Source organism: Pseudomonas sp. ZT5P21 (assembly GCF_054897785.1).
The window spans coordinates 4,606,711-4,630,885 of record NZ_CM142705.1; the positions used below are offsets into that span (position 1 = coordinate 4,606,711).

Annotated in this window: 23 protein-coding genes; 5 read left to right on the forward strand and 18 right to left on the reverse strand. The window is 59.9% G+C overall.

Features of this window, described 5'->3' with window-relative positions; all coding sequences use genetic code 11:
- Positions 1–24: 24 nt before the first annotated feature.
- Positions 25–3,090: an efflux RND transporter permease subunit gene (locus tag ACYZT9_RS21400; protein WP_462007295.1), complete on the reverse strand. Its 3,066-nt coding sequence runs from the start codon at positions 3,088–3,090 to the stop codon at positions 25–27.
- Between the two features lie 5 nt (positions 3,091–3,095).
- Positions 3,096–4,196 carry an efflux RND transporter periplasmic adaptor subunit gene (locus ACYZT9_RS21405; protein ID WP_462007296.1) on the reverse strand — a complete coding sequence of 367 codons (1,101 nt, stop codon included), beginning with the start codon at positions 4,194–4,196 and terminating at the stop codon, positions 3,096–3,098.
- Between the two features lie 93 nt (positions 4,197–4,289).
- Here ACYZT9_RS21405 and ACYZT9_RS21410 point away from each other — a divergent pair, with 93 nt between their 5' ends.
- Positions 4,290–4,928 carry a TetR/AcrR family transcriptional regulator gene (locus ACYZT9_RS21410; protein WP_462007297.1) on the forward strand — a complete coding sequence of 213 codons (639 nt, stop codon included), beginning with the start codon at positions 4,290–4,292 and terminating at the stop codon, positions 4,926–4,928.
- Between the two features lie 111 nt (positions 4,929–5,039).
- Here ACYZT9_RS21410 and ACYZT9_RS21415 read toward each other — a convergent pair whose 3' ends face one another.
- Positions 5,040–5,822 carry a class I SAM-dependent methyltransferase gene (locus tag ACYZT9_RS21415; protein ID WP_462007298.1) on the reverse strand — a complete coding sequence of 261 codons (783 nt, stop codon included), beginning with the start codon at positions 5,820–5,822 and terminating at the stop codon, positions 5,040–5,042.
- Positions 5,823–5,915: 93 nt separating this feature from the next.
- On the opposite strand from ACYZT9_RS21415, the gene ACYZT9_RS21420 reads away from it, so the two are divergent.
- Positions 5,916–6,536 (forward strand): energy transducer TonB, encoded by a 621-nt coding sequence (locus tag ACYZT9_RS21420; RefSeq protein ID WP_462007299.1) that lies wholly within the window; start codon positions 5,916–5,918, stop codon positions 6,534–6,536.
- 17 nt (positions 6,537–6,553) lie between these two features.
- On the opposite strand, the gene ACYZT9_RS21425 is transcribed toward ACYZT9_RS21420, so the two are convergent.
- The 7 genes from ACYZT9_RS21425 to ppc form a co-directional block, all read right to left on the reverse strand.
- Positions 6,554–7,249, reverse strand: a complete 696-nt coding sequence (locus ACYZT9_RS21425; RefSeq protein WP_462007300.1) for an extensin-like domain-containing protein — start codon at positions 7,247–7,249, stop codon at positions 6,554–6,556.
- A 2-nt stretch (positions 7,250–7,251) separates the two neighbouring features.
- Positions 7,252–8,073 (reverse strand): isocitrate lyase/PEP mutase family protein, encoded by an 822-nt coding sequence (locus tag ACYZT9_RS21430; RefSeq protein ID WP_462007301.1) that lies wholly within the window; start codon positions 8,071–8,073, stop codon positions 7,252–7,254.
- A gap of 32 nt (positions 8,074–8,105) precedes the next feature.
- A complete protein-coding gene (locus tag ACYZT9_RS21435; RefSeq protein WP_462007302.1) occupies positions 8,106–8,966 on the reverse strand; it encodes a DUF72 domain-containing protein in 861 nt (286 codons plus the stop codon).
- On the reverse strand, positions 8,966–9,271 hold the full coding sequence (locus tag ACYZT9_RS21440) for a hypothetical protein (protein WP_462007303.1): 306 nt from the start codon (positions 9,269–9,271) through the stop codon (positions 8,966–8,968). Before ACYZT9_RS21440 ends, ACYZT9_RS21435 begins: the two co-directional genes overlap by 1 nt.
- 231 nt (positions 9,272–9,502) lie before the next feature.
- Complete coding sequence (tsaB, locus tag ACYZT9_RS21445; RefSeq protein ID WP_462007304.1) at positions 9,503–10,177, reverse strand: tRNA (adenosine(37)-N6)-threonylcarbamoyltransferase complex dimerization subunit type 1 TsaB; 675 nt, start codon at positions 10,175–10,177, stop codon at positions 9,503–9,505.
- A gap of 87 nt (positions 10,178–10,264) precedes the next feature.
- On the reverse strand, positions 10,265–10,915 hold the full coding sequence (adk, locus tag ACYZT9_RS21450; RefSeq protein WP_462007305.1) for an adenylate kinase: 651 nt from the start codon (positions 10,913–10,915) through the stop codon (positions 10,265–10,267).
- Positions 10,916–11,203: 288 nt separating this feature from the next.
- On the reverse strand, positions 11,204–13,834 hold the full coding sequence (ppc, locus tag ACYZT9_RS21455) for a phosphoenolpyruvate carboxylase (RefSeq protein ID WP_462007306.1): 2,631 nt from the start codon (positions 13,832–13,834) through the stop codon (positions 11,204–11,206).
- 215 nt (positions 13,835–14,049) lie between these two features.
- Here ppc and ACYZT9_RS21460 point away from each other — a divergent pair, with 215 nt between their 5' ends.
- The 3 genes from ACYZT9_RS21460 to ACYZT9_RS21470 all read left to right on the forward strand — a co-directional run bounded on the left by ACYZT9_RS21460 (position 14,050) and on the right by ACYZT9_RS21470 (position 16,021).
- Positions 14,050–14,394 (forward strand): pilin assembly protein, encoded by a 345-nt coding sequence (locus tag ACYZT9_RS21460; protein WP_462007307.1) that lies wholly within the window; start codon positions 14,050–14,052, stop codon positions 14,392–14,394.
- Positions 14,395–14,770: 376 nt separating this feature from the next.
- Positions 14,771–15,184: a DUF4398 domain-containing protein gene (locus ACYZT9_RS21465; RefSeq protein WP_462007308.1), complete on the forward strand. Its 414-nt coding sequence runs from the start codon at positions 14,771–14,773 to the stop codon at positions 15,182–15,184.
- Positions 15,185–15,232: 48 nt separating this feature from the next.
- Positions 15,233–16,021 (forward strand): OmpA family protein, encoded by a 789-nt coding sequence (locus tag ACYZT9_RS21470; protein WP_462007309.1) that lies wholly within the window; start codon positions 15,233–15,235, stop codon positions 16,019–16,021.
- A gap of 93 nt (positions 16,022–16,114) precedes the next feature.
- On the opposite strand, the gene ACYZT9_RS21475 is transcribed toward ACYZT9_RS21470, so the two are convergent.
- The 8 genes from ACYZT9_RS21475 to ACYZT9_RS21510 all read right to left on the reverse strand — a co-directional run bounded on the left by ACYZT9_RS21475 (position 16,115) and on the right by ACYZT9_RS21510 (position 24,145).
- The gene (locus tag ACYZT9_RS21475; RefSeq protein ID WP_462007310.1) at positions 16,115–16,444 is read right to left on the reverse strand and encodes a hypothetical protein; all 330 of its coding nucleotides are present in this window, start codon (positions 16,442–16,444) and stop codon (positions 16,115–16,117) included.
- Entirely contained in the window at positions 16,441–17,355 is a 915-nt protein-coding gene (locus ACYZT9_RS21480) for an alpha/beta hydrolase (protein WP_462007311.1), read from the reverse strand. The genes ACYZT9_RS21475 and ACYZT9_RS21480 overlap by 4 nt, the downstream gene beginning before the upstream one ends.
- A gap of 146 nt (positions 17,356–17,501) precedes the next feature.
- Positions 17,502–18,779: a flavohemoglobin expression-modulating QEGLA motif protein gene (locus tag ACYZT9_RS21485; RefSeq protein ID WP_462007312.1), complete on the reverse strand. Its 1,278-nt coding sequence runs from the start codon at positions 18,777–18,779 to the stop codon at positions 17,502–17,504.
- A 36-nt stretch (positions 18,780–18,815) separates the two neighbouring features.
- On the reverse strand, positions 18,816–19,370 hold the full coding sequence (locus tag ACYZT9_RS21490) for a hypothetical protein (RefSeq protein WP_462007313.1): 555 nt from the start codon (positions 19,368–19,370) through the stop codon (positions 18,816–18,818).
- Between the two features lie 158 nt (positions 19,371–19,528).
- Positions 19,529–20,245 (reverse strand): TetR/AcrR family transcriptional regulator, encoded by a 717-nt coding sequence (locus tag ACYZT9_RS21495; protein ID WP_462007314.1) that lies wholly within the window; start codon positions 20,243–20,245, stop codon positions 19,529–19,531.
- A gap of 102 nt (positions 20,246–20,347) precedes the next feature.
- Positions 20,348–21,850, reverse strand: coding sequence for a lysine--tRNA ligase (gene lysS / locus ACYZT9_RS21500; protein ID WP_462007315.1), 1,503 nt, complete (start codon positions 21,848–21,850; stop codon positions 20,348–20,350).
- 91 nt (positions 21,851–21,941) lie between these two features.
- Positions 21,942–23,037 (reverse strand): peptide chain release factor 2 gene (prfB, locus tag ACYZT9_RS21505; RefSeq protein WP_462007316.1). Its coding sequence is split into 2 segments (ribosomal slippage): positions 21,942–22,964 and positions 22,966–23,037, totalling 1,095 coding nucleotides; the frame shifts between segments, so codons are not numbered across the junction.
- Positions 23,038–23,143: 106 nt separating this feature from the next.
- Positions 23,144–24,145 carry a diguanylate cyclase domain-containing protein gene (locus ACYZT9_RS21510; RefSeq protein ID WP_462007317.1) on the reverse strand — a complete coding sequence of 334 codons (1,002 nt, stop codon included), beginning with the start codon at positions 24,143–24,145 and terminating at the stop codon, positions 23,144–23,146.
- Positions 24,146–24,175 lie beyond the last annotated feature (30 nt).

The following is a 24,175-nucleotide window of genomic DNA, read 5'->3' on the forward strand; positions in this document are numbered from 1 at the left end:
CGAGCAAGCTCGCTCCTACAGGGGTCAGGCGGGTTCTTTTCTGATTCTGAACCACGCCGCATACAGCGCCGGCAAAAACAACAACGTCAGCGCCGTCGCCACAATCAAGCCCCCCATGATCGCCACCGCCATCGGCCCGAAGAACACGCTGCGTGACAATGGGATCATCGCCAGTACGGCGGCGAGTGCGGTCAGCACGATCGGCCGGAAGCGGCGCACCGTGGCTTCGATAATCGCCTGCCAGGGTTTGAGCCCGGCGGCGATGTCCTGTTCGATCTGGTCCACCAGAATCACCGAGTTACGCATGATCATCCCGGACAGCGCGATGGTCCCGAGCATGGCCACAAAACCAAACGGCTGGCGGAACACCATCAGGAACAGGGTTACGCCGATCAATCCCAAGGGAGCCGTGAGAAACACCATCACCGTGCGTGAGAAACTGCGCAGTTGCAGCATCAACAAGGTCAGCACAACCACGATGAACAGCGGCACACCGGCCTTCACCGAGTTCTGCCCACGGGCGGAATCCTCCACGGTGCCGCCGACATCCAGCAAGTAGCCGTCGGGCAGTTCGGCGCGGATTGGATCGAGCGTCGGCATGATCTGCTGCACCAGCGTCGCCGGTTGTTCCTTGCCATAGATGTCGGCGCGGACCGTCACGTTCGGCAAGCGGTTGCGGTGCCAGATGATGCCTTCTTCAAAGCCGTATTCCAGCGTTGCGATTTGCGACAGCGCGACGCTGCGACCGTTGTCGGTCGGCACCGCCAGGCTTGGCAGCAACGACAGTTCAGTGCGCTCATGCAAGGTGCCGCGCAGGAGGATCTCGATCAACTCGTTGTCTTCGCGGTACTGGCTGACGCTGGAACCGGTCAGCGAGCTTTGCAGAAACTTCGACAGGTTCGCCGTGCTCACGCCAAGCGCGCGGGCGCGGTCCTGATCGACGTTCAGATAAACGACTTTGCTCGGCTCTTCCCAGTCCAGGTGGACGTTGGCCACATGGGGATTTTCGCGAACCTTGGCTGCCACTTTGCGGGCCAGGGCGCGGACTTCCTCGATGTGCTCGCCGGTGACCCGGAACTGCACTGGATAACCAACCGGTGGGCCGTTTTCCAGGCGCGTCACCCTTGAACGCAGAGCGGGAAATTGTTCGTTGAGGGTTTCGATCAGCCACGTACGCAGGGGTTCGCGGTCTTCGATGGTCTTGGCTAGGACGACAAACTGGGCAAAGCTCGCCGCAGGCAGTTGCTGATCGAGCGGCAAGTAAAAGCGTGGCGAACCGGTGCCGACGTAGGCCACGTAGTTGTCGATGCCGGCATGATCCTTCAGTAAACCTTCTAGGCGCTTAACCTCGTCGGCGGTGTTGCTCAACGAAGCGCCTTCAGCCAACTTCAAATCGATCATCAACTCCAGCCGCCCGGAGGCCGGGAAGAATTGTTGCGGCACAAAACGGAACAACACGATGGAGGCGATAAACAGCACCACCGTCAGCGTGATCACCGTCTTGCGCCACCGCACGCACCACTCCACCAGGCGCCGGACACGCTCGTAAAATGGAGTGGCATACGGATCAGGCTGACCCGTGCCGTGTTTGGCGGCATGAATCTTCGCCAGATCCGGCAGGAGTTTTTCCCCCAGATAGGGCACGAAAACCACGGCGGCAATCCACGATGCCACCAGCGCGATAGTGACCACCTGGAAAATCGATCGGGTGTATTCACCCGTCCCCGATTGCGCAGTGGCAATCGGCAAGAAACCGGCGGCGGTGATCAGCGTGCCGGTGAGCATCGGGAATGCGGTGCTGGTCCAGGCATAACTGGCCGCCTTGATCCGGTCGAAGCCCTGCTCCATTTTGATCGCCATCATTTCCACGGCGATGATCGCGTCGTCCACCAGCAAACCCAACGCCAGCACCAGCGCCCCGAGGGAAATCTTGTGCAGGCCGATGCCGAAGTAATACATGCAGGCAAAGGTCATGGCCAACACCAGCGGAATGGCCAGTGCGACCACCATGCCGGTGCGCACGCCAAGAGAGAAGAAGCTCACCAGCAACACAATCGCCAGCGCTTCCACCAGCACCTGAACGAATTCCCCCACACCGGTTTTTACCGCGGCCGGCTGATCCGACACCTTGCGCAGCTGCATACCCGCCGGGAGGTTTTTCTGGATGCGGGCGAACTCGATTTCCAGCGCCTTGCCGAGCACCAGAATGTCGCCACCGTCCTTCATCGCCACGGCCAGACCGATGGCGTCTTGCGCCATGAAGCGCATGCGCGGCGCCGGTGGATCGTTGAAGCCGCGACGAACGTTCGATACATCGGAGATACGGAACGTACGATCACCGACACGGATCGGAAAGTTCCTGATCTCTTCGACCGTCTGAAAATTCCCCGTAACCCGTAGCTGCAATCGCTCGCTGGTGGTTTCGAAAAACCCGGCCGTGGACACCGCGTTCTGCTCTTCAAGCGCCTGCTGCACCGCCGCCAACGGCAAGCCGAGGGTGGCGAGTTTGACGTTGGAGAGTTCGATCCAGATCTTCTCGTCCTGCAACCCGAGCAGGTCGACCTTGCCCACATCCTTGACCCGTTGCAGCTGGATCTGGATGCGGTCGGCGTAGTCCTTGAGCACCGCGTAATCAAAACCGTCGCCAGTCAGCGCGTAGATGTTGCCGAAGGTGGTGCCGAATTCATCGTTGAAGAATGGGCCCTGTATGCCCGGTGGCAGGGTATGACGAATGTCGCTGATCTTCTTGCGGACCTGATACCAGAGGTCTGGAATCTCCACCGAGTGCATGGAGTCACGCGCAACGAACGTCACCTGGGATTCACCCGGTCGGGAGAACGAGACGATGCGCTCGTACTCACCGGTTTCCATCAGCTTCTTTTCAATGCGCTCACTGACCTGGCGAGACATTTCCTCGGCGGTGGCCCCCGGCCAGTTGGTGCGGATGACCATGGCCTTGAACGTGAACGGCGGGTCTTCGCTCTGGCCGAGCTTGGTGTAGGAAAGTGCGCCGACGATTGCCAGCAACAGCATCAGGAACAGTACGATCTGGCGATTACGCAGCGCCCATTCGGAAAGATTGAAACCCATCGGGATTACTCCTTGTCCGCCAGATTGACCACGCGGTTGGAGCGATCCACCGGGCGCACCTGCTGTCCGTCATGCAGCACATGGACACCGGCTGCCACCACCCAGTCACTGGCGCTCAGGCCTTCGAGCACCGGCACGGTTTTCTCGCCGAAGGCACCGACCCGGACCGGGACTTTTTTCAGGGTGTTGTTGGCGCCAAGGACCCAGACGTAGGTCGCCCCGTTTTCGGCGGTGAGGGCCGACAGCGGCACCGACAGCGCCACCACGTCGGCGGTCTGGATGAACACCCGGGCGCTCTGGCCAAGTTCGGCCGGAACTTTTCCGGCAGTGAACGCAATGCGGGCAGCGAAGGTTCGGGACTTTGGATCAGCGGCAGGCGACAACTCACGGATGCGCCCGGCGAACCGTTGATCGGGCTGGGTCCAGAGTTCCACTGCCACCGGTTGCCCGACCTTGAAACGACCGAAGTTCTGCTCCGGCAGGCTGATCAAGACTTCGCGCTCGCCATCGGTGGCGAGGGTAAACACGGTTTGACCGGCGGCGACGACTTGCCCGACTTCCACCGCGCGTTTGGCCACAACGCCGTCCTGAGGCGCGCGGAGCACTGCATAGCTGGCCTGATTGGTGGAGACGTTGAATTCGGCCTTGATCTGCTTCAGGCGAGCTTCACCGGATCTGTAGAGGTTTTCAGAATTGTCGAACTGGGAACGGCTGACCATCTGACGGTCCATCAGGATCTTGTAACGGTCCCGCTCGGCGCGTACGAGATTGAGATTGGCTTCGGCAGCCGCGACCTGGGCGCGGGTAGCTTCCAGTTGCAGGCGCACGTCCTGAGGATCGAGTTCCGCCAGAGGCTGGTCGGCCTTGACTCGCTGCCCTTCTTCGACCAGTCGTCGGCTGACTTTGCCACCGATGCGAAAGGCCAGCTCCGGTTCGTAGCGGGCCCGGACTTCGCCGGGATAACTTTCCATCGCCTGGGCCGAAGGCTCTGGTTGCACCACCATGGCTGGCCGAACGGTGACCTGCGGCGCCTCCTCGTGACCACACGCAGACAATAAAAACGCCAGACTGACTGGCAATGCGAGGGGCAAGGCATAGCGGAACATGGTGAGGGACCTTTCGCTAATGGTGCTTGGAATAATTATACTGGCCAGTATGTTATTAATAGCAAACTCACCAGTCCAGTATTAAAAGCGAATATGGCGAACAATCTTTCAGCACCCAATGGTCCGGGCCGCCCCAAGGATCTGGTCAAGCGCCAGGCCATCCTCGATGCGGCGAAAATACTGTTTCTGAGCAACGGCTATGCAAGCACCAGCATGGACGCCGTTGCGGCCGAGGCTGGCGTATCGAAGCTGACCGTCTACAGCCATTTCAACGACAAGGAGACGCTGTTCTCCGCCGCGGTGATGGCCAAGTGTGAAGAGCAATTGCCTACGCTGTTTTTCGAATTGCCTGACGGCGTTTCACTGGAAACGGTGCTGTTGAACATCGCGCGCGGGTTTCATCACCTGATCAATAGCGATGAATCGGTGAACCTGCACCGGTTGATGATGACGCTGGGCAGCCAGGACCCGAAGCTCTCGCAGATCTTCTTCGAGGCTGGGCCGGAGCGCATGCTGCATGGCATGGAGCGGTTGCTGAGCAAGGTTGATCAGACCGGTGCGTTGAGCATCGACAAACCCCGCAACGCGGCGGAGCATTTCTTCTGCATGCTCAAGGGGGCGGGGAATTTCCGCTTGTTGTATGGCTGTGGCGAGCCGTTGACCGGGGATGCGGCGGAGGCACATGTGCGGGAAGTGGTGGGGTTGTTTATGCGGGCTTATCGACCGGAGTAAGACTATTAGTCTTGATTGTCTGGTCTGGCCCCTTCGCGAGCAAGCCCGCTCCCACAGGGGAATGCATTCCAATGTGGGAGCGGGCTTGCTCGCGAAGGGGTCGACACGGTTTTAAGGCTTGAGCGCCTTCTTCGGATAAATGTCATACCGACTGGACTTCCCGTCCAGCGCATGACTCGGCTTCGGCCCCGCAATGCACGGCGCCTTGCGCGGACGCTTCACCACTACCCGGTGAGTGGCCAACGCCAGCGCGGCCTCCAGCAATGCCGGTGCATCCGGGTCATCCCCCACCAGCGGCCGGAACAGGCGCATTTCCTTCTTCACCAGCGCGGTTTTCTCACGGTGGGGGAACATCGGGTCCAGGTAGATCACCTGCGGTGGCTCGCCTTCCCAGTTGCGCATGACCTCGATCGAGTTGCCCTTAAGCAAACGCATGCGCGCCACAATCGACGCCACGTCGAAATCTTCCGCGCCCCGCGCCAGGCCATCCTCAAGCAACGCACCGATCAACGGCTGACGCTCGATCAGGCTCATCTCGCAGCCCAGGCTCGCGAGCACAAATGCATCCTTGCCCAACCCAGCCGTGGCGTCCAGCACCCGTGGACGCACGCCCTGCGCGATGCCGACAGCCTTGGCGATCATCTGACCGGTGCCACCGCCGAACAACCGACGATGAGCCGCGCCACCCTCGACGAAGTCCACCCGCACGGGCCCCGGTGCATCCGGCCCCAGCTGCTGCAACTGCAAACCCTGCTCGCCCACCTGCAAGGCAAACTCGCCATCAGGCACCTGCAAAGGCAGGCCCAGACGCTCTGCCCATTGCTCAGCCTGTGGCTGAAAAGCCGTGCCCAGGGCCTCGACATGGATGCGGCAAGCCGCCGGTTGCTCAATCATGGGAAAACACGCTCAAAAAATTAATGATCGGCAAAAACGGCCGATAACAAAACTAACGAGCATTTTGCCAGAGCTGAGCGTCGACCGAGAGAAATGTCAGACATTCAACGCACATCGATAGGTTACATCTCGCCCTACGGCGATTTTGGCCTGCGAAACTCCCAAGCACTGAGCGGCGTCAGTCACCTGTGGCAAGATTTCTTTGCCCAGGCCCTGGCCGATCAGTCGGGCGATGTCGTGCCGGCTTCTCTCGAGTTTCCTGCGGTCGATCTCGAGAGCCCGGTCGAACCTACAGTTGGCAGCGAACTGCTGGCCCACATCGTTTCCCAGCGCGAATGCGATGTGAAGGAAACCCAGATCAAACCGCCAGAGCCGCTGTTCCTGCCGATTGCCGAGTTCGAAATGGACTTGGCCGACAAACCGTTCCCACCGTTCCCGGCAGAAGAAATCGTCGCTCAGCAAAAACAGCAAGACTTCGAAAGCAGCTGGGTTCGCCCGATCGTGTTGACCAACGGCCAACCACTGCCGGTTCCTGGCGCTGCACCGCAATCGCGTCCGCTGCACTTGCCAATCGCCGAATTTGAACTTGATCTGCTGGACAAACCCTTCCCGCCGTTCCCGCCCGAAGAGCTTGCGGAGCAGCAGAAGAACTTTGATTTCGACATCGGCTGGGCACGCCCAATCGTTCTGCAGAACCTGCGCATCGCCGCCTGACCTTCAATAACAAGCCCTCAGCGACACACCCACCACGGCCCGACATCCACGTGAAAATGATTGCGATGGGCGGCGTTGTAGTCCGGGCTCAGTACCACACTGAACATATCGCAGGCGCCATCGCGAACCTGGCGTAGAAACCGTGCGTCCTGATTGTCCTTCGGCCAGTCCTTCAACACGCTGATCGCGCGCCCGTCCGCCAGACGAAATCCGGCGATGTCCAAAGCATCGGCGCTGGCATGCTGGCTTCGGCGACCATTCTCCCGACCGTAGACATTGCGGCAGGCGAAGCTGCCGAGATGGTCGACGCGGGTCACCGCCTGCCCGTAGACCGCTTGCGCCGCGGGTTGCAGCGCATGGTGTTCGAACAAGGCAAACGACACCGCCAGACGGCAACTGGCAAGGAAACTGCTGTTCAGGGAGACGTCCCCGCCCTGCACACGCAAGATGTCGTTCAATGGGCACTTCGCGTCAGGACTGTCGGCCTGGTGAGCCACGCGCAGTCCGGAACTGCTCAGGGCCTGTTCGCACAGTTGAGGGTTGTCACGCAGCCGCATCAGCTTGTAGCGGGTCAGCAGGTTCGGTTCGGCTTTCACGTCCAGCGGCGCCCAAGGGTTCCATTGTGGCGGCAGGGACACCCAGCCGCGCCAGACGCTCACGCCCGCTGCACCGACTATCAGCCCCAACACCAGCAGCACCCGCAAAAACCGCATCGTCAGCCTTTGAACAATTGATTGGCCTGCGCGAATGGCATGGACCGCGAGGTAAAGCTGAACGTGCCCGAGGTCTTGATCTCTTCGGCCGCCCGGAAGAATTCGCCATACGCCGCCAAGGCCAGCGCCGAACCGACACTGATACGTTTGACGCCCATTTCACTCAACTGCTCGACCGTCAGTTTCAACCCACCGGACATCAACACGTTGACCGGTTTCGGCGCCACGGCGCGCACCACTGCCAACACGTCTTCAGCACTGCGCAGACCCGGCGCGTACAACACGTCGGCGCCCGCTTCGGCGAAAGCCTGCAAACGGCGAATGGTATCGGCCAGATCAGGATTACCGTGCAGAAAATTCTCGGCACGCGCGGTCAGCATAAAAGGGAAAGGCAAACTGCGAGTCGCTGCGACGGCGGCTTCAATGCGCGCCACGGCATGGTCGAAGCAGTAAATCGGCGCGTCTGCGCGGCCGGTGGCATCTTCAATCGAACCCCCCACAGCGCCTGCCTCGGCGGCGCGCAAAATACTTTGGGCGCATTCGGCAGGATCGTCGGCAAAACCGTTTTCCAGATCGACCGCGACCGGCAGGTGGGTGGCCGCGACAATCGCCCGAACGTTCGCCAGGGTATCGTCCAGCGTCAGCCCGCCATCGGGACGGCCTTGGGAAAAGGCATAGCCGGCACTGGTGGTCGCCAGCGCCTCAAAGCCCAGGCTGGCGAGCATTTTCGCCGAACCGGCGTCCCACGGGTTGGGAATGACGAAAGTCCCGTCGCGTTCATGCAGTGCTTTGAACGCTTGGGCTCGAAGGGTTTGCGCATCCATTGGCAGGCTCCTGAAAAGGGCAGGGATCCGCTTCAGAGCAGGCCAAGTTGCTCGTCGGCGGGCTCTCTGTATAGCTCAGGCAGCGGCGGCAAGCCAGGCAAACGCAGCATCAGTCTGGCGTGAAAACGTTGTGCCAGTTTCGCGGCCAGCAGGTTGTCGGCGGTGTGCAGAAAGATGTAAGGCGTGCGGCCCTCTTCGATCCACAGGGCGACTTTCTCTACCCAGGGCCCCAGGAATGGGTCGTTGGCTTCCAGATGCGGATGGCCGATGAAGCGCACTTGCGGAAACTGAGTGAACGCCGCTGGACGGGGCGGGACCCTCGGTTTCTTCGATTGGGCGTGGAGCACGGAGGGATCAGTCGAGGTGCAACTGAACAGCGCGCGCGGATCGAGGCAGATGCGTTCGACACCGCGATCCAGCAACAAGCGATTGAGCGAGCGCTCGGCATCGCCCTTGGCGAAGAAATCGTCGTGCCGCACCTCGATGGCCAGAGGCCGGTCCACCGCGTCGATAAATCCCGCCAGCTCGTGCAAGCGTTGCGGCGTGAAGCTTTTCGACAACTGCAACCACAGCGGCGACACCCGCTCGCCTAACGGGCTGAGCAATTGCAGGAAGGTTTCGCTGGCGGTTAGTTGTTCGCGCAAGTCACCGCTGTGGCTGATGTCGCCGGGAAACTTGGCGGTGAAGCGAAAGTGTTCGGGCATGGTCTCGGCCCAGCGCTGCACCGTACTGGCAGCCGGGCTCGCGTAGAAGGTCGTGTTGCCTTCCACGGCGTTGAATACTTGAGAATAGAGATTAAGAAAATCGGCGGGCTTCGCGTCTTGCGGATAGAGGTAATCACGCCAGGCGTTTTCACTCCAGGACGGACAGCCAAGGTAGTAAGGCAGCACCATCAGATGTACAGGTCGAGGCCCAACACATCCGAATCCCAATCGACAAAACCGGCGGTGCTGAGATAGCTGGCCAGGGCCATCGCGACGCTTTTTTTCATGGCGCGGTGGTAAATCATGTCTTGTTGACGCGCCGGGAGGTTGCTCAGGCGTTGCGCGGAGGCTTTGGCGGCGCGGGCGGCGATTTGCTCCTCGGAAGGGAATTCCAGCTCGCCCTCGATATCGACGGATTCGTCCTCAACCACATGCCCTTTGCGAGGCTTGCGCTTGATGGGGTAGGACTGATAGGAAAGGCCGTCTATACGCATAAATTCATGCTCGGTATCGATGATGGCAGTCTAGTGGCACACAACCCACTTCGCAAACCGCTTGGTGATAACTAGAGCACAGAAACGCGAAAAGGTTTAAAGGCGGGGGTAAAAATCGACGATTGGCTGTGTTGCGCAGGCCGCCTTCGCGAGCAAGCCCGCTCCCACAGGGTTAGCGGTGATCCTTGTGTGAGCGGGCTTGCTCGCGAAGGAAGCGACACGGTTCGGGATTTAACGCGCTTTCGGCGTCGCCACTTTATCCCGCAAATACACCGGTTGCGCCTCATCCGCCACAATGGCCTCACCACGCTCCCAGGCAAACCGCGCCAGGGCCAGCAGGTCTTCGGCGTGGGGCAAAATACCCGCGTCTTGCCCGCTCAGGCTGACCGCAATGCGCTCGGCATATCCCCAACCCGTGCCCGCGCCAAACCATTCACCGCTGACACCGGCCGGCAACGCTGCCGCTTCCGGTGGCAACACCGCTTCATTGCCGACCAGTCGCATCTCTCCCGCCGTTTCACGGTAGCAACCCCAATACACTTCATCCATCCGTGCATCGATGGCTGCCGCAACCTGGCTCGCACCGTGTTCGCGATACGCCCGCTGTGCCAACACCGCCAGGTTCGATACCGGCAGCACCGGACGATCCAGCGCAAACGCGAGGCCCTGCACCACGCCGATGGCGATCCGCACGCCCGTGAACGCGCCCGGCCCACGGCCAAAAGCGATCGCATCGACCGCTTGCAGGGTGGTGCCGGCATCGGCGAGCAATTGCTGGATCATCGGTAACAGTTTCTGTGCATGCAGGCGCGGGATCACCTCGTAATGACTCGTGACTTTGCCGTCATGCAGCAAGGCAACGGAGCAAGCTTCAGTCGCGGTGTCCAGGGCCAGCAAGGTGCTCATCGATGTTTCCGTAAGAGAGGTCAGAAAAAAGTGCGCCAGTATAAACAACTACGGCCCGCAAGCGGGCCGTAGTCGATGAAGCGATTTTCAGCTCAGCGCTTCAAGCACCTTGCCGGTGATCGCTTCGACCGAGCCGACGCCAGCGATGTGGCTGTACTTCGGTTTGCCATCAGTGGCGGCGGACAGCTTCTGGTAGAACTCCACCAGCGGCTTGGTCTGCGAGTGGTAGACCGACAGGCGATGACGCACGGTTTCTTCAGTGTCGTCCTTGCGCTGCACCAGTGCTTCACCGGTGATGTCGTCCTGACCAGCCGTTTTCGGCGGATTGTAGACGGTGTGGTACACACGGCCGCTGGCCTCGTGAACGCGGCGACCGGCGATACGCTGAACGATTTCTTCGTCATCGACAGCGATTTCAATCACGTGATCCAGTTCGACGCCGGCCTTCACCAGGGCTTCAGCCTGAGGAATGGTACGGGGGAAACCGTCGAACAGGAAACCGTTGGCACAATCCGCCTGGCTGATGCGTTCCTTGACCAGATTGATGATCAGGTCATCGGAAACCAGACCGCCACTGTCCATGACGCTCTTGGCGACCAGGCCCAGCTCGGTGCCGGCCTTGACCGCAGCACGCAGCATGTCGCCGGTGGAGATTTGCGGGATGCCGAACTTTTCGGTGATGAACTTCGCCTGAGTACCTTTACCGGCCCCGGGAGCTCCCAGCAGAATGACGCGCATCGATGTGCTCCTCAATTTTTTATATAGATAACAACGGATTCGCCTCGTGGGGCCAATCTCAAAAACAGGGTCGTGGCCGCCCAAACGGCCAAAGGCTGATCAAGATACACAGCAGGCCCTACGCACACAAGCCGCCGAAAGTCGGAGAAACCCGCGTCTCGCGTGACCTTTCAACGGAGTACCCCAAGTCGCAACCCCATCATTAACTGTCGCCTGGCAGCACTTTCCGGCCCTGCGCGGACAGGCACTCGACGCCCGTGTCGAGTGCCTGAACCCACGACGAAAACCTTAGCCGGTATTTCGCAAACCGGCGGCAATCCCCGCCACAGACACCAGCAACGCCTGTTCTACCGGGCTGCCCTGTGCCACTTCCTGCTGCCTCGAACGCGCCAGTAATTCGGCTTGCAATAGATGAAGCGGGTCGAGGTAGGTGTTGCGCAACCGGATGAATTCCAAGGTGTCTGGGCTATGTGCCAGTAGCTGCGACTGACCGGTCAGCCCAAGGACCACGGAACAGGCCTGCGACAATAGGTCGCGTAAATGCGCACCCAAAGGCAACAGATCCGGCTCGACCAGCCGCTCATCGTAGGAGCGGGCGATGTCGGCGTCGGCTTTGGCCAGGACCATTTCCAGCATATCGATGCGCGTGCGGAAAAAAGGCCACTGCTCGCGCATTTGCCCCAGCAGCGCACCTTCGCCGCGCTCCAACGCCTTGCTCAGCGCCGCTTCCCAGCCGAGCCAGGCCGGCAGCATCAGACGCGTCTGAGTCCAACCGAAGATCCATGGAATCGCCCGCAGGCTTTCTATCCCGCCGGCGCGGCGTTTGGCCGGGCGGCTGCCGAGCGGCAGGCGACCCAGTTCCTGTTCCGGGGTGGACTGGCGAAAATATTCGACGAATTGCGGATTTTCCCGCACCACGGCGCGGTAAGCGCTGACACCGTCTGCCGCCAATTCGTCCATCAAGTGGCGCCACGCAGGCTCGGGTGGTGGCGGTGGCAGCAAAGTCGCCTCCAGCACCGCCGCCAGGTACAGATTGAGGTTTTGTTCGGCGATGTCCGGCAGGCCGAATTTGAATCGAATCATTTCCCCTTGTTCGGTGGTGCGGAAACGCCCCGCCACCGACCCCGGCGGCTGCGACAGAATCGCCGCGTGCGCCGGGCCGCCGCCACGGCCGACGGTGCCACCGCGACCGTGGAACAACAGCAATTCCACTTGCTGCTCGCGGCAAATATCGACCAGACGTTCCTGCGCCCGATACTGTGCCCAGGCCGCCGCTGTGGTGCCGGCGTCCTTGGCCGAGTCAGAGTAACCGATCATCACTTCCTGCGGCCCTTGCAAGCGCGCGCGATAACCCGGCAGCAGCAACAGTTTTTCGATCACCGGGCCGGCGTTGTCCAGATCAGCAAGAGTTTCGAACAGCGGCACCACGCGCATCGGCCGCAACACGCCAGACTCTTTGAGCAGCAGTTGCACCGCGAGCACATCGGAAGCGGCGCCGGCCATGGAGATTACATATGAACCCAGCGAAGCACCCGGCGCGGCGGCGATTTCCCGGCACGTCGCGAGCACTTCAGCGGTGTCGGCGGACGGTTTGAAGTAGGCGGGCAGCAAGGGACGACGGTTGTTCAGCTCGCGCATCAGGAAAGCGATGCGCTCTTCTTCGCTCCAGTCTTCGTAGCGACCGAGGCCAAGATAGTCGGTGATCTCAGTCATTGCCGCCGAGTGTCGCGACGAGTCTTGCCGCACATCGAGACGCACCAGGAACAGGCCGAAAGTCACGGCCCGACGCAGGCAATCAAGCAACGGGCCATCGGCGATCACGCCCATGCCGCACTCATGCAGCGACTGGTAGCAAAGCTCCAGCGGATCGAGCAGGTCACGATTGTTTTGCAACACATCAGCGGGCGCCGGCGTTGCGTTCGTCAAGGCGGCATGCGCCCAGTTACGGGTGGCGCGCAGGCGTTCACGCAACTGTTTAAGAACGGCGCGATAAGGTTCGGCGCTGTCGCCGGCCTTGGCTTTCAGCGCCTCGCTGGCCTGTTGCATCGACAGTTCGGCGGCGAGGTGATCGACATCGCGGACGTACAAATCAGCGGCCATCCAGCGCGCCAGCAGCAACACTTCGCGGGTCACGGCAGCCGTCACGTTGGGGTTGCCGTCCCGGTCACCGCCCATCCAGGAAGCAAAGCGAATCGGCGCGGCCTCCAGTGGCAAATGCAGGCCGGTGGCGTCATGCAACGCTTTATCGGCCTTGCGCAAATAGTTCGGGATCGCTTGCCACAGCGAATGCTCGATCACCGCAAAGCCCCATTTGGCCTCGTCCACGGGCGTCGGGCGGGTGCGGCGGATTTCTTCGGTGTGCCAGGCTTCGGCGATCAGGCGCTGCAGTTTTGCGTGGATCTGCTCGCGCTCGGCGCCGGTCAGGTCGCGATGGTCCTGAGCGGCAAGTTGCGCGGCGATGGCGTCGTATTTCTGGATCAACGTACGGCGCGCGACTTCGGTCGGGTGAGCCGTCAACACCAACTCGATTTCCAGGCGCCCCAGCTGCCGCGCCAGGGACTCGGCACCGTGGCCTTCGGCAAGAAGGCGCGCGAGCAATTCGGGTAATACACGCGCCTCGAACGGCGCGGGCTGCGATTCTTCGCGGCGGTGAATCAACTGATATTGCTCGGCGATATTGGCAAGGTTGAGAAACTGATTGAATGCCCGCGCCACCGGGAGCAACTCGTCCTCGCTTAATTGGTTGAGGCTGGCGCTCAGTTCAGCGTCCATCGAACCGCGACGGTCGGCTTTGGCGCCTTTGCGGATCTGCTCGATCTTGTCGAGAAAACCGTCCCCGTACTGTTCACGAATGGTGTTGCCCAACAGTTCACCCAACAGGTGAACGTCCTCGCGCAAGCGTGCATCAATATCGGTCATCAGCCGTTCTCCAGCGAAAAATCCAGGGGTCTTGGGATGAGCTGCTTTGTGAGTTAGAGAGTGCCGCCCTAAAGCGCTTCTTACAAGCACACGACGAAGGGACTTTAAACCCAAGCCGTTCGAGCTAGTCTGAAGAGTAAGCCGTACAACGGCTTACGCCGGCCATGGCCGGACACTCACCTGCCTGCCACGAGCAGGCGCGCCATGAGGTTTTTATGAAAATCCGCGAGCTTGCCCATCATTGGGAAGAAAACGCCAAGGGTCGCCTGACCGACACCGGCTACGCGATTCACCTGGATGTGGAGGCCGCCGCACGACTGGCGGCGATCATCGAGATGTACCCCAAACGGCACCCAGAAGAACTGCTCGGCGAACTGATCGGTGCTGCGCTGGAAGAGCTGGAAAAAAGCTTCCCGTATGTGAAGGGTTCGACTGTTGTAGCCACCGACGAAGAAGGCGATCCGCTGTACGAAGACGTTGGTCCGACCCCGCGTTTCCTCGCGTTGTCCCGTCGTCATTTGCACGACTTATCGTCCGTAGATGACAAGCAGAAACACTGAATTCGCCATAGAACCTGTGGGAGCGGGCTTGCTCGCGAAGGCGGTATATCAGTTGAAAGACAGGTTGACTGATACACCGCTTTCGCGAGCAAGCCCGCTCCCACATTAGGCCGCATATCCCTTCAGTAATTGCGTGTTTCCGTGCCTTGAGAAACCCGGAAATACCGCTGCACGTCACCAAAGCTCCCGATTTAGAGCCTTGTCCGTTCGGTCAAAGTTTTTTCGGGCGATGGGCCATCTTCTCTGAACTTTTGAAAAACGCCGCGGGTCACAGCCAGTAACCACGCCTGGGACGGCCGTTTCAAAAACGCCTCGAAAATTGATGGTTGCGGCTCCTCACCCAGGATGGATTTTTAGTTTTTCAGGAGTTTTTCCAATGGAGTTGAAGACCATGAAGATCAGCACTGCCACGTCCCCGTTCAACCACCTGCGCGGTCTGAAAATGGCCGCCTTGGCCATCGGCACCAGCTTCGTTCTCGCCGGTTGCGCCGGTAAACCGCCGACCGAGCAATACGCCGTGACCGAATCGGCCGTCAACAGCGCCGTCAGCGCGGGCGGCACCGAATTCGCAGCGGTTGAGATGAAGTCCGCCCAGGACAAGCTCAAACAAGCCGAAATCGCCATGCACGACAAAAAGTATGACGAGGCCAGAACGCTTGCCGAACAGGCCGAATGGGACGCTCGTGTCGCCGAACGCAAAGCCCAGGCGGTTAAAGCCGAACTGGCGGTGAAGGACTCTCAGAAAGGGGTTCAGGAACTGCGTCAGGAAAGCCAGCGCACCGTGCAATAAGCGCCGCTGCGACGTATTTCTTACTCGACTTAAAAGGACGAAACCAACATGCGCAATCAATTGATGATCCCTGCCCTGCTGGCCGCAAGCGTTGCACTGGCTGCTTGCTCCACGCCGCCTAATGCAAACCTTGAACAGGCCCGCACCAACTACAGCGGCCTGCAAGCCAACCCGCAGGCGAGCAAAGTTGCGGCCCTGGAAACCAAGGACGCCAGCGATTACCTGGACAAGGCTGACAAGGCTTACCTGGACAAGGAAGACCAACACAAGGTCGACCAACTGGCTTACCTGACCAACCAGCGCGTTGAAGTGGCGAAGCAAACCATTGCCCTGCGCACCGCTGAAGCCAATCTGAAAAACGCGGCCGCACAACGCGCCCAGGCGCGTCTGGATGCTCGTGATGCGCAGATCAAGCAGCTGCAGGACAGCCTGAACGCCAAGCAGACCGATCGCGGTACGTTGGTAACCTTTGGTGATGTGTTGTTCGCCACTGACCGTGCCGATCTAAAATCCAGCGGTCTGGTGAACATCAACAAACTGGCGCAGTTCCTTCAGGAAAACCCGGACCGCAAGGTGATTGTCGAAGGCTACACCGACAGCACCGGTACGGCTTCGCACAACCAATCGCTGTCCGAGCGCCGCGCCGGTTCCGTGCGCTCCGCGTTGGTGAAAATGGGCGTAGATCCAGCGCGCGTCGTTGCCCAGGGTTATGGCAAGGAATACCCGGTTGCTGAAAATGGCAGCGTTTCGGGCCGGGCGATGAACCGTCGGGTGGAAGTGACCATTTCCAATGACAGCCAGCCGGTGATACCGCGTTCGGCGGTTAGCTCGAACTAAGCGCCAGCCGAAACATAAAAGCCCCGCCTGATCTGATCAGGCGGGGCTTTTTATGTCTGGAGTTCACTCACCTGTTGTGAAGAGAGACGAGTGTTACTGCTCCAGCTTCTGAGGCGTTTCCTGGCCCATGCAACGCACGGCTCTTTTCTTGTTGTTGACCAATATGCCGCTCAGGCCTTTTTGCTCAGTGTCGAACATCACCAACACCCCATCGATGCACTGCGCCACTTGCGCTGCCGGTTCCAACGACACTTTGTATTCCTCGCCCGGCACGGTCTTGAGCATGGTGAACTCGCTCAGCAGCAACGCATCTTCAGGCTTGGCAAAGTGCAGGTATCCATACCACCACAAGGCCCCGACGGTGCCGAGGATGCTGCAGATACCGGTGATGATCAGCGGGATGGCGTTACGTTCTTCACTCATTGCGGGCTCTCTGGTGGTTCATCTTCTGAATTCGGGGGTGCCGGGTAATTGGGGATTTCACCCAATCGGCGCAGGCCGTTGAAATGCTGCGGGTCATCGAGAAAACGCAACATCACTTTGCGCCAGACCGGGTCGGCGAACGTCTGCACATGTCCGCCGCGGGTCAGTTGTAGCACACGTGGCGGCGGCGCAGCTTGATACAGACGGATGCCGTTGGAAAGGGGCACGATCGGGTCGTCGATGCTGTGGTAGATCAGTTTCGGCACGCCGTTGAGCTGCTCCATGGAGTGGATCGCGCTGTCACCGTCCGGCACCAGCCACGACAGCGGCACCTGGAACGCCCAAGTCAGCCAGGAATGGCTCAGCGCGAACTGGCCGATGCTGCGATAACTGGCGGGCACGCCATCGAGGACCAAAGCCTTGAGCTGTTTCTGGCGTTCGGGATGCTGGACCAGATAATGCACGGCCATTGAGCCGCCGAGGCTTTGGCCGAGCAGGATCAGCGGTTTGCCTTTGACCTCTGGCGCCTGGTCGAGCCACTTGAAGGCGGCGTCGATGTCCTGATAGATCGCCGGCAAACTCGGTTCGCCTTCGGACAATCCGTAGCCGCGATAATCGATCAGCAGTACTTGATAACCTTCCTTCGGCAACCACCAACTTCCGCCCAAGTGCATGGGCAGATTGCCGCCGTTACCGTGCAAATGCAGTACCGTGCCTTTGACCTCGATGCCTTTTTTCGCTGGCAACCACCAACCGTTCAACTTGAGACCGTCGGCGGTGGTCAGGGTGACCTCGCGGTATTCGAGTTTGGCTTTTTCCGGGGTGAACAGCTGGCCGGGTTCAGGGTAGAACAACAGCGAACTGCAACCGCTCAAGGTCAGGAGAAGGCAGAGGATGCCGAGGATTCTCATCCGTTGAAACCTCGCAGTCAGAGGGGATTGGAACACAAAACCTTGTGGGAGCGAGCTTGCTCGCGATGACGGTGGGTCAGACAACAGAAATGTTGAATGGTAGTCCGCTATCGCGAGCAAGCTCGCTCCCACAGGGGGCTCATGGCTCACAGGATGTTGGAATAATCCGCCTCGATCCGGTCCAGGCTCAGGTGATTCAGGAAGTTCGAGAAGCACATCCACGCCGACAGTGCGTTCATGTCGCGGAACTGCTCCGGCAAGTACTTTGGCGGCACCACCAACCCCTCATCCACCAACTGCCGCAAGGTCCGCATGTCTTCCAGCGTAGTCTTGCCGCAAAACAGCAGCGGCACTTGCTCAAGCTTGCCCTTACGCACGGCCAACTGAATGTAGTTGTAGACCATGATAAAGCCCTTGAGGTAGGACAAGTCTTTGGTAAATGGCAGACCATTCGGCACCGAACCACGGAAAACCCGACTGGCATTGCCGTAGCTTTCCGCCATCTCGAAGCCTTGCTCGCGGAAGAATTCGAAAATTTGCAGGAAGTCCGCACCCTCCTCCACCATGTGAATGGCGCGGGTGCGGTTGGTGAGTTTGCGCAGACGGCTCGGGTAGGAGGCGAAGGTGATGATTTCCATCAGAATCGCCAGCCCTTCCTGGGTCACCGTCGACGAGGGTGGACCTTTGGAGAGGAAGGTGCAGATCGGCTGATTCAGACCGTTGAGCGTCGTGCCGACATGCACCAGCCCTTCATGGACTTCGAGGGCGCGCACGTCACGCTCGTTGAACATCGCGTCGGTGCGGATCTTGATGTAGTCGGCGCCGGCCGCCGCATCGGCGACGATGCCGTCGGACTCGAACACCCGAATGGTTTCCTCCGCCTCGCCAAACACTTTGCTCAGCCGGCTTTGCAACAACTGCACAGCGTCCTTGGCGGTGAGGGTTTTCGGCTCATCCTTCAGGTCACCACGGCCATCGATGTTGTTGAGATAGTCGGAGAGCATCAGGCCCAAGTCGGACAGAGTCGGGTCACCCGCGTGAAATGCATCGGAGGCTGCGCCGTACAACTCCTGGGAAATCAGCCCGAAATCCTCGGTGCCGCGCGCTTCAAGCATGCGCACCACCATGCGGTATTCCTTGCACATGCGCCGCATGATCTGGCCGACCGGATTGAACTGGCCGAGCTGACGGGTGATGTCACGCTCGATGTTCTGGAATTCCAGTTTCACTTTGCTGGAATCAAACGACAGCGGCCGGTTCAGGTAGTAATCGCGGTCCACCGCCGGCATCTCTTTGCCCTTGGCCTTGAGGAAACCCTTGCGAATGCCCTCGTCCCACTTCACCGCATCCAGGACGCGAATCGGCGTCTGAGCCAGCACAATGCGATCGGACAAAATGCGTATCGACTGCTGGTAATCGTCCACCCGAAACTCCTGTAGAAAAACCGTTATGTGCTGGGATTACTTGGCTTTGGCCTGGCGCTGATAGCGCACGGCCTCGACAAAGACATCGGAATTGGCCGGATCATCGAGGTAGGCGAAGACCTGGTCCATGCGGGTGTCGATCAGCACGCCGTCGCCGTCGTCGGTCTGGAAGCCTTCGCCGCTGAGGACTTTCTGCCCCAGGGCCTGGTGGATCTGCTCGAGGTCGAGGTAATAGACCACCAGTTCTTGCTTGTCGGTGAGTTCGAACCCGGCAATGGTGAAATGCCCGCCAAACTGCGCCGGCACTTTCGCTGACAGATACCAGCGGCTGCCGTGGCGCGACACGGTGAAGGGATAGGCTTCGCGTTCCTTGGGCTTGGCCTTGAAGTAGCTGACCGCCTGATAACGATTGTCGCCGAGGCGCGTCAGCTCCAGGTTCATCGGCTCGCCCCAAGCGTTGGTGCTGGTCCACTTGCCGAGCAATCCCTTGGGCGCGGGGTCGCTGGTGGGCAGTGGCTCCTTGAAAGTCACCAGGCAGCCACTGAGCAACAGGAACGACAAGGCCATCACAACGACGCGCCAGGCTTTCATTCAATACTCCCTATGAACAAACACCCCCTCAAGTAAACACCGGCCCCTGTGGGAGCGAGCTTGCTCGCGATTACGGTCTGACATTCAACATCTCTGTTGCCTGACACTGCGCCATCGCGAGCAAGCTCGCTCCCACAGGATTGAGTTTCCCCAAGGGATTACGCCGACGCCAATACCAAGTGCATGTAGCGAGTCAGGATACCGAGCATTTCGGCTTCGGCGGCAGGCTCGGCGTCGTTGAGCAGGCCCTGATATTCCATCCGTCCGATAATCGCCGTCAACACCTTGGCATCCTGTTGTGGCTCGCGGGAACCCAAAACCTGGAAAAGCTGACACGTTCCCTGAAGAAGAATTTGCTGATGCGAGCGCACCAACTCCGCCAGGCGGGGGTTGAGCAACGCTTCCTGACGGAACGCTTGCTCGGCCATCAAATGTTCGCGGCGGTTGATCAGTTGCCGATGAACATAGTCCGCCATCAACCGCGCAATATCGTCCGCCAGCTGTGAACGCGACTCGGGACTGCCGTTGCCACTGACGACCATCTCGCGCAGCAGGCCTTCATTGTTCACCCACAGTTTGGCCATGAACGCCGCGCTGCGCTCCACGTATTGGGCGAAGGTATCGGTGAGCAGGTCATCGATGTCCTTGAAATAGTAAGTCGTGGCCGACAGCGGCACACCGGCTTCAGCGGCGACCGCACGGTGTCGCACGGCCCGCACACCATCGCGCACGACAATGCGCATGGCGGCATCGAGAATGTCCTGTCTACGCTGCTCGCTGCCCTGGCGGCTGGCCTTGCGGCCCTGGTACTGAACACTTTCAGCGACCGCAGTGGCGATACCCGCTGCACCTTCTTGAGCCATTGCACGGTTCACGACAGGAATTCCTCTTTCACTTCAAAATTAACCAATTGATACGTTTGTACCAGACAGGCAATAAAAAGCCGCCCATTTCAGGCGGCTTTTTGATTGAAACACTTACGCTTGCGGCCGCATGTGCGGGAACAGGATAACGTCGCGGATCGACGGGGAGTTGGTCAGCAACATGACCAGACGGTCGATGCCGATCCCTTCACCCGCCGTTGGCGGCATGCCGTACTCCAGCGCACGCACGAAGTCGGCGTCGTAGTGCATGGCTTCGTCGTCGCCGGCGTCCTTGTCGGCCACCTGCGCCATGAAGCGCTCGGCCTGGTCTTCCGCGTCGTTCAACTCGGAGTAGGCGTTGGCGATTTCACGGCCGCCGATGAACAGCTCGAAACGGTCGGTGACGTTCGGGTTGTCGTCATTACGACGGGCCAGCGGCGACACTTCGAACGGGTATTGGGTAATGAAGTGTGGCTGTTCCAGCTTGTGCTCGACCAGTTCTTCGAAAATCATCACCTGCAGTTTGCCCAGACCTTCGAAGCCCAGCACCTTGGCGCCGGCCTTCTTGGCGATGGCGCGGGCCTTGTCGATGTCGCTCAGATCGTCAGCGGTCAGCTCGGGGTTGTACTTGAGGATCGAGTCGAACACCGACAGACGCACGAACGGTTCGCCGAAGTGGAACACCTTGTCGCCGTACGGCACGTCGGTGCTGCCCAGCACCAGCTGCGCCAGTTCACGGAACAGTTCTTCGGTCAGGTCCATGTTGTCTTCGTAGTCGGCGTAAGCCTGGTAGAACTCCAACATGGTGAATTCAGGGTTGTGACGCGTCGAAACACCTTCGTTACGGAAGTTGCGGTTGATCTCGAACACTTTTTCGAAACCGCCGACAACCAGGCGCTTGAGGTACAACTCCGGCGCGATACGCAGGAACATTTCCATGTCCAGCGCGTTGTGGTGAGTTTCGAACGGCTTGGCCGCCGCGCCGCCCGGAATGGTTTGCAGCATCGGCGTTTCGACTTCGAGGAAGTCGCGCTTCATCAGGAAGCTGCGGATGTGCGCAATCACTTGCGAACGTACGCGGAACGTCTGGCGCACGTCTTCGTTGACGATCAGGTCAACGTAACGCTGGCGATAGCGCTGCTCGGTATCGGACAGGCCATGGTGCTTGTCCGGCAACGGGCGCAAGGATTTGGTCAGCAGGCGCACGCGGGTCATTTCAACGTACAGGTCGCCCTTGCCGGAACGGGCCAGGGTGCCTTCAGCGGCAATGATGTCGCCCAGGTCCCAGGTTTTCACCGCGGCCAGGGTTTCTTCGGACAGGGTTTTACGGTTGACGTAAACCTGAATGCGACCGGACATGTCCTGGATCACCATGAACGAGCCACGGTTGAGCATGATGCGACCGGCAACCTTGACCGGGATTGCAGCCTCTGCGAGCTCTTCCTTGGTCTTGTCCGCGTACTGTTTCTGCAAGTCTTCGCAGTAGTTGTCGCGGCGGAAGTCGTTCGGGAAGGCATTGCCCTTGGCGCGCTCGGCAGCCAGCTTTTCCTTGCGCAGGGCGATCAGGGAGTTTTCTTCCTGTTGCAGGGCTTGCGGGTCGAGTTCTAGGTCGCTCATGTCTTTAGATATTCCATCACGGGTTCATTGCCCCCGGCCTGTGGCCGGGGATCGCCAGCAAGCCGGCTCCTACAGGGGATCGTCGTATTTCTTACAGGCCTTGTTTCAGGCTGGCCACCAGGTATTCGTCGATGTCGCCGTCGAGCACCTTGTCGCAGTCGCTGCGCTCGATGTTAGTGCGCAAATCCTTGATTCGCGACGCATCGAGCACGTAAGAGCGGATCTGGTGACCCCAGCCGATGTCCGACTTGGTGTCTTCCAGTGCTTGCGAGGCGGCGTTGCGTTTCTGCACTTCCTGCTCGTACAAGCGCGCCCGCAACATTTTCATCGCGGTGTCTTTGTTGGCGTGCTGGGAGCGTTCGTTCTGGCAGCTGACCACGGTGTTGGACGGTACGTGGGTAATCCGTACGGCCGAGTCGGTGGTGTTTACGTGTTGACCACCGGCACCGGAGGAACGGTAGGTGTCGATACGCAGGTCCGACGGGTTGATGTCGATTTCGATGTTGTCATCGATTTCCGGCGACACGAACACAGCCGAGAACGAGGTGTGGCGACGGTTGCCGGAGTCGAACGGGCTCTTGCGCACCAGACGGTGCACGCCGATCTCGGTACGCAGCCAGCCAAAGGCGTATTCGCCCTTGATGTGCACGGTGGCGCCTTTGATCCCGGCGACTTCACCGGCTGACAGCTCCATGATGGTCGCGTCGAAACCGCGTTTGTCAGCCCAGCGCAGGTACATGCGCAGCAGGATGTTGGCCCAGTCCTGAGCCTCGGTGCCGCCGGAGCCGGCCTGGATGTCCAGGTAGGCGTTATTGGCGTCCATCTCACCGCTGAACATGCGACGGAATTCGAGTTTTTCCAGGGACTCGCGCAGACGCTCGACTTCGGCAGCGACGTCATCGACGGCGGCCTGGTCTTCTTCCTCTGCGGACATCAGCAGCAGGTCTTTGGCGTCGGCCAGGCCGGAGTGCATTTCGTCGAGGGTTTCGACGATCTGCGCCAGCAGGGACCGCTCGCGGCCCAGTTCCTGAGCGTACGACGGGTTATTCCAGACATTCGGATCTTCAAGCTCGCGATTGACTTCAGTCAGACGCTCATGCTTTTGATCGTAGTCAAAGATACCCCCGAATAGTTTCGGAGCGCTCGGACAGGTCCTTGATACTGTTAAGGATCGGGTTGATTTCCATGGCGGGCAGCACTCGTTGGCGAACTTTTGAAAGCCGGCGAGTATACCGTAATCAAGCTGTCACGGCAGCCCGCCTGGCGGCTTTCGAGGCGAATGAACCCGCTGGTTCACTCAATCCCCACCTGATTACGCCCGTTGTCCTTCGCCAGGTACAGCCCCTTGTCTGCAGCCAGGATCAATTGTCGGCAATCGGAGCCCGGTTGCGGGGTCATGGTCGACAAGCCGATGCTGATAGTCAGGCTTGAACCTTCGGTCGGCGAAATGTGCGGGATCTTCAGCGCGGCCACGGTCTGGCGCAGTTTCTCCGCTACCAGTCGCGCGCCGCCGGGCGAGGTATTCGGCAGGACCAGCACGAACTCTTCGCCGCCATAACGGGCCGGCAAGTCTGAAGGGCGGGCGCTGGCGTCACGGATGGCTGTGGCGACTTTACGCAGGGCTTCGTCGCCTTCGAGGTGGCCAAAGTTGTCGTTGTAGGATTTGAAGTAATCCACATCGATCATCAACAACGACAGTTGGCTCTGATCACGCAAGGAACGGCGCCATTCCAGCTCCAGGTATTCGTCGAAGTGACGACGGTTTGACAGCCCGGTCAGGCCATCCGAGTTCATCAGGCGTTGCAGCACCAGGTTGGTGTCGAGCAATTGCTGCTGGCTGACCCGCAACGCGCGGTACGCCGCGTCGCGTTGCAGCAGGGTCATGTAGGAGCGCGAGTGATAGCGGATGCGCGCCACCAGTTCGATGTTATCCGGCAGTTTGACCAGGTAATCATTAGCCCCGGCCGCGAACGCCGCGCTTTTGATCAGCGGGTCTTCCTTGGTCGACAGCACAATGATCGGAATGTCCTTGGTGGCCGGGTGATTGCGGTATTCGCGCACCAGGCTCAGGCCATCGAGGCCAGGCATGACCAGATCCTGAAGGATTACGGTCGGCTTGATCCGGACCGCATGGGCAATCGCCTGATGCGGATCGGAGCAGAAGTGGAAGTCGATGTTTTCTTCATTCGACAACCCGCGGCGCACCGCTTCGCCGATCATGGCCTGGTCGTCCACCAACAACACCATGGCGGCGTTTTCGTCGGTCTTGAAACCGTCGAGCTGTAATTCATTCATGTGCGGTCACCTGAGTACTGCCTGGGCCAG

What these genes read in the sequence shown, in the direction of transcription:
- ACYZT9_RS21425 (WP_462007300.1), bottom strand. Translation starts at nt 7,249, where the DNA reads ATGCGGTTTTTGCGGGTGCTGCTGGTGTTGGGGCTGATAGTCGGTGCA.
- ACYZT9_RS21420 (WP_462007299.1), top strand. Translation starts at nt 5,916, where the DNA reads ATGTCAGACATTCAACGCACATCGATAGGTTACATCTCGCCCTACGGC.
- ACYZT9_RS21440 (WP_462007303.1), bottom strand. Translation starts at nt 9,271, where the DNA reads ATGCGTATAGACGGCCTTTCCTATCAGTCCTACCCCATCAAGCGCAAG.
- tsaB (WP_462007304.1), bottom strand. Translation starts at nt 10,177, where the DNA reads ATGAGCACCTTGCTGGCCCTGGACACCGCGACTGAAGCTTGCTCCGTT.
- ACYZT9_RS21430 (WP_462007301.1), bottom strand. Translation starts at nt 8,073, where the DNA reads ATGGATGCGCAAACCCTTCGAGCCCAAGCGTTCAAAGCACTGCATGAA.
- ACYZT9_RS21415 (WP_462007298.1), bottom strand. Translation starts at nt 5,822, where the DNA reads ATGATTGAGCAACCGGCGGCTTGCCGCATCCATGTCGAGGCCCTGGGC.
- adk (WP_462007305.1), bottom strand. Translation starts at nt 10,915, where the DNA reads ATGCGCGTCATTCTGCTGGGAGCTCCCGGGGCCGGTAAAGGTACTCAG.
- ACYZT9_RS21490 (WP_462007313.1), bottom strand. Translation starts at nt 19,370, where the DNA reads ATGAAAGCCTGGCGCGTCGTTGTGATGGCCTTGTCGTTCCTGTTGCTC.
- ACYZT9_RS21410 (WP_462007297.1), top strand. Translation starts at nt 4,290, where the DNA reads ATGGCGAACAATCTTTCAGCACCCAATGGTCCGGGCCGCCCCAAGGAT.
- lysS (WP_462007315.1), bottom strand. Translation starts at nt 21,850, where the DNA reads ATGAGCGACCTAGAACTCGACCCGCAAGCCCTGCAACAGGAAGAAAAC.
- ACYZT9_RS21400 (WP_462007295.1), bottom strand. Translation starts at nt 3,090, where the DNA reads ATGGGTTTCAATCTTTCCGAATGGGCGCTGCGTAATCGCCAGATCGTA.
- ppc (WP_462007306.1), bottom strand. Translation starts at nt 13,834, where the DNA reads ATGACCGATATTGATGCACGCTTGCGCGAGGACGTTCACCTGTTGGGT.
- ACYZT9_RS21510 (WP_462007317.1), bottom strand. Translation starts at nt 24,145, where the DNA reads ATGAATGAATTACAGCTCGACGGTTTCAAGACCGACGAAAACGCCGCC.
- ACYZT9_RS21465 (WP_462007308.1), top strand. Translation starts at nt 14,771, where the DNA reads ATGGAGTTGAAGACCATGAAGATCAGCACTGCCACGTCCCCGTTCAAC.
- ACYZT9_RS21460 (WP_462007307.1), top strand. Translation starts at nt 14,050, where the DNA reads ATGAAAATCCGCGAGCTTGCCCATCATTGGGAAGAAAACGCCAAGGGT.
- ACYZT9_RS21435 (WP_462007302.1), bottom strand. Translation starts at nt 8,966, where the DNA reads ATGGTGCTGCCTTACTACCTTGGCTGTCCGTCCTGGAGTGAAAACGCC.
- ACYZT9_RS21480 (WP_462007311.1), bottom strand. Translation starts at nt 17,355, where the DNA reads ATGAGAATCCTCGGCATCCTCTGCCTTCTCCTGACCTTGAGCGGTTGC.
- ACYZT9_RS21475 (WP_462007310.1), bottom strand. Translation starts at nt 16,444, where the DNA reads ATGAGTGAAGAACGTAACGCCATCCCGCTGATCATCACCGGTATCTGC.
- ACYZT9_RS21470 (WP_462007309.1), top strand. Translation starts at nt 15,233, where the DNA reads ATGCGCAATCAATTGATGATCCCTGCCCTGCTGGCCGCAAGCGTTGCA.
- ACYZT9_RS21405 (WP_462007296.1), bottom strand. Translation starts at nt 4,196, where the DNA reads ATGTTCCGCTATGCCTTGCCCCTCGCATTGCCAGTCAGTCTGGCGTTT.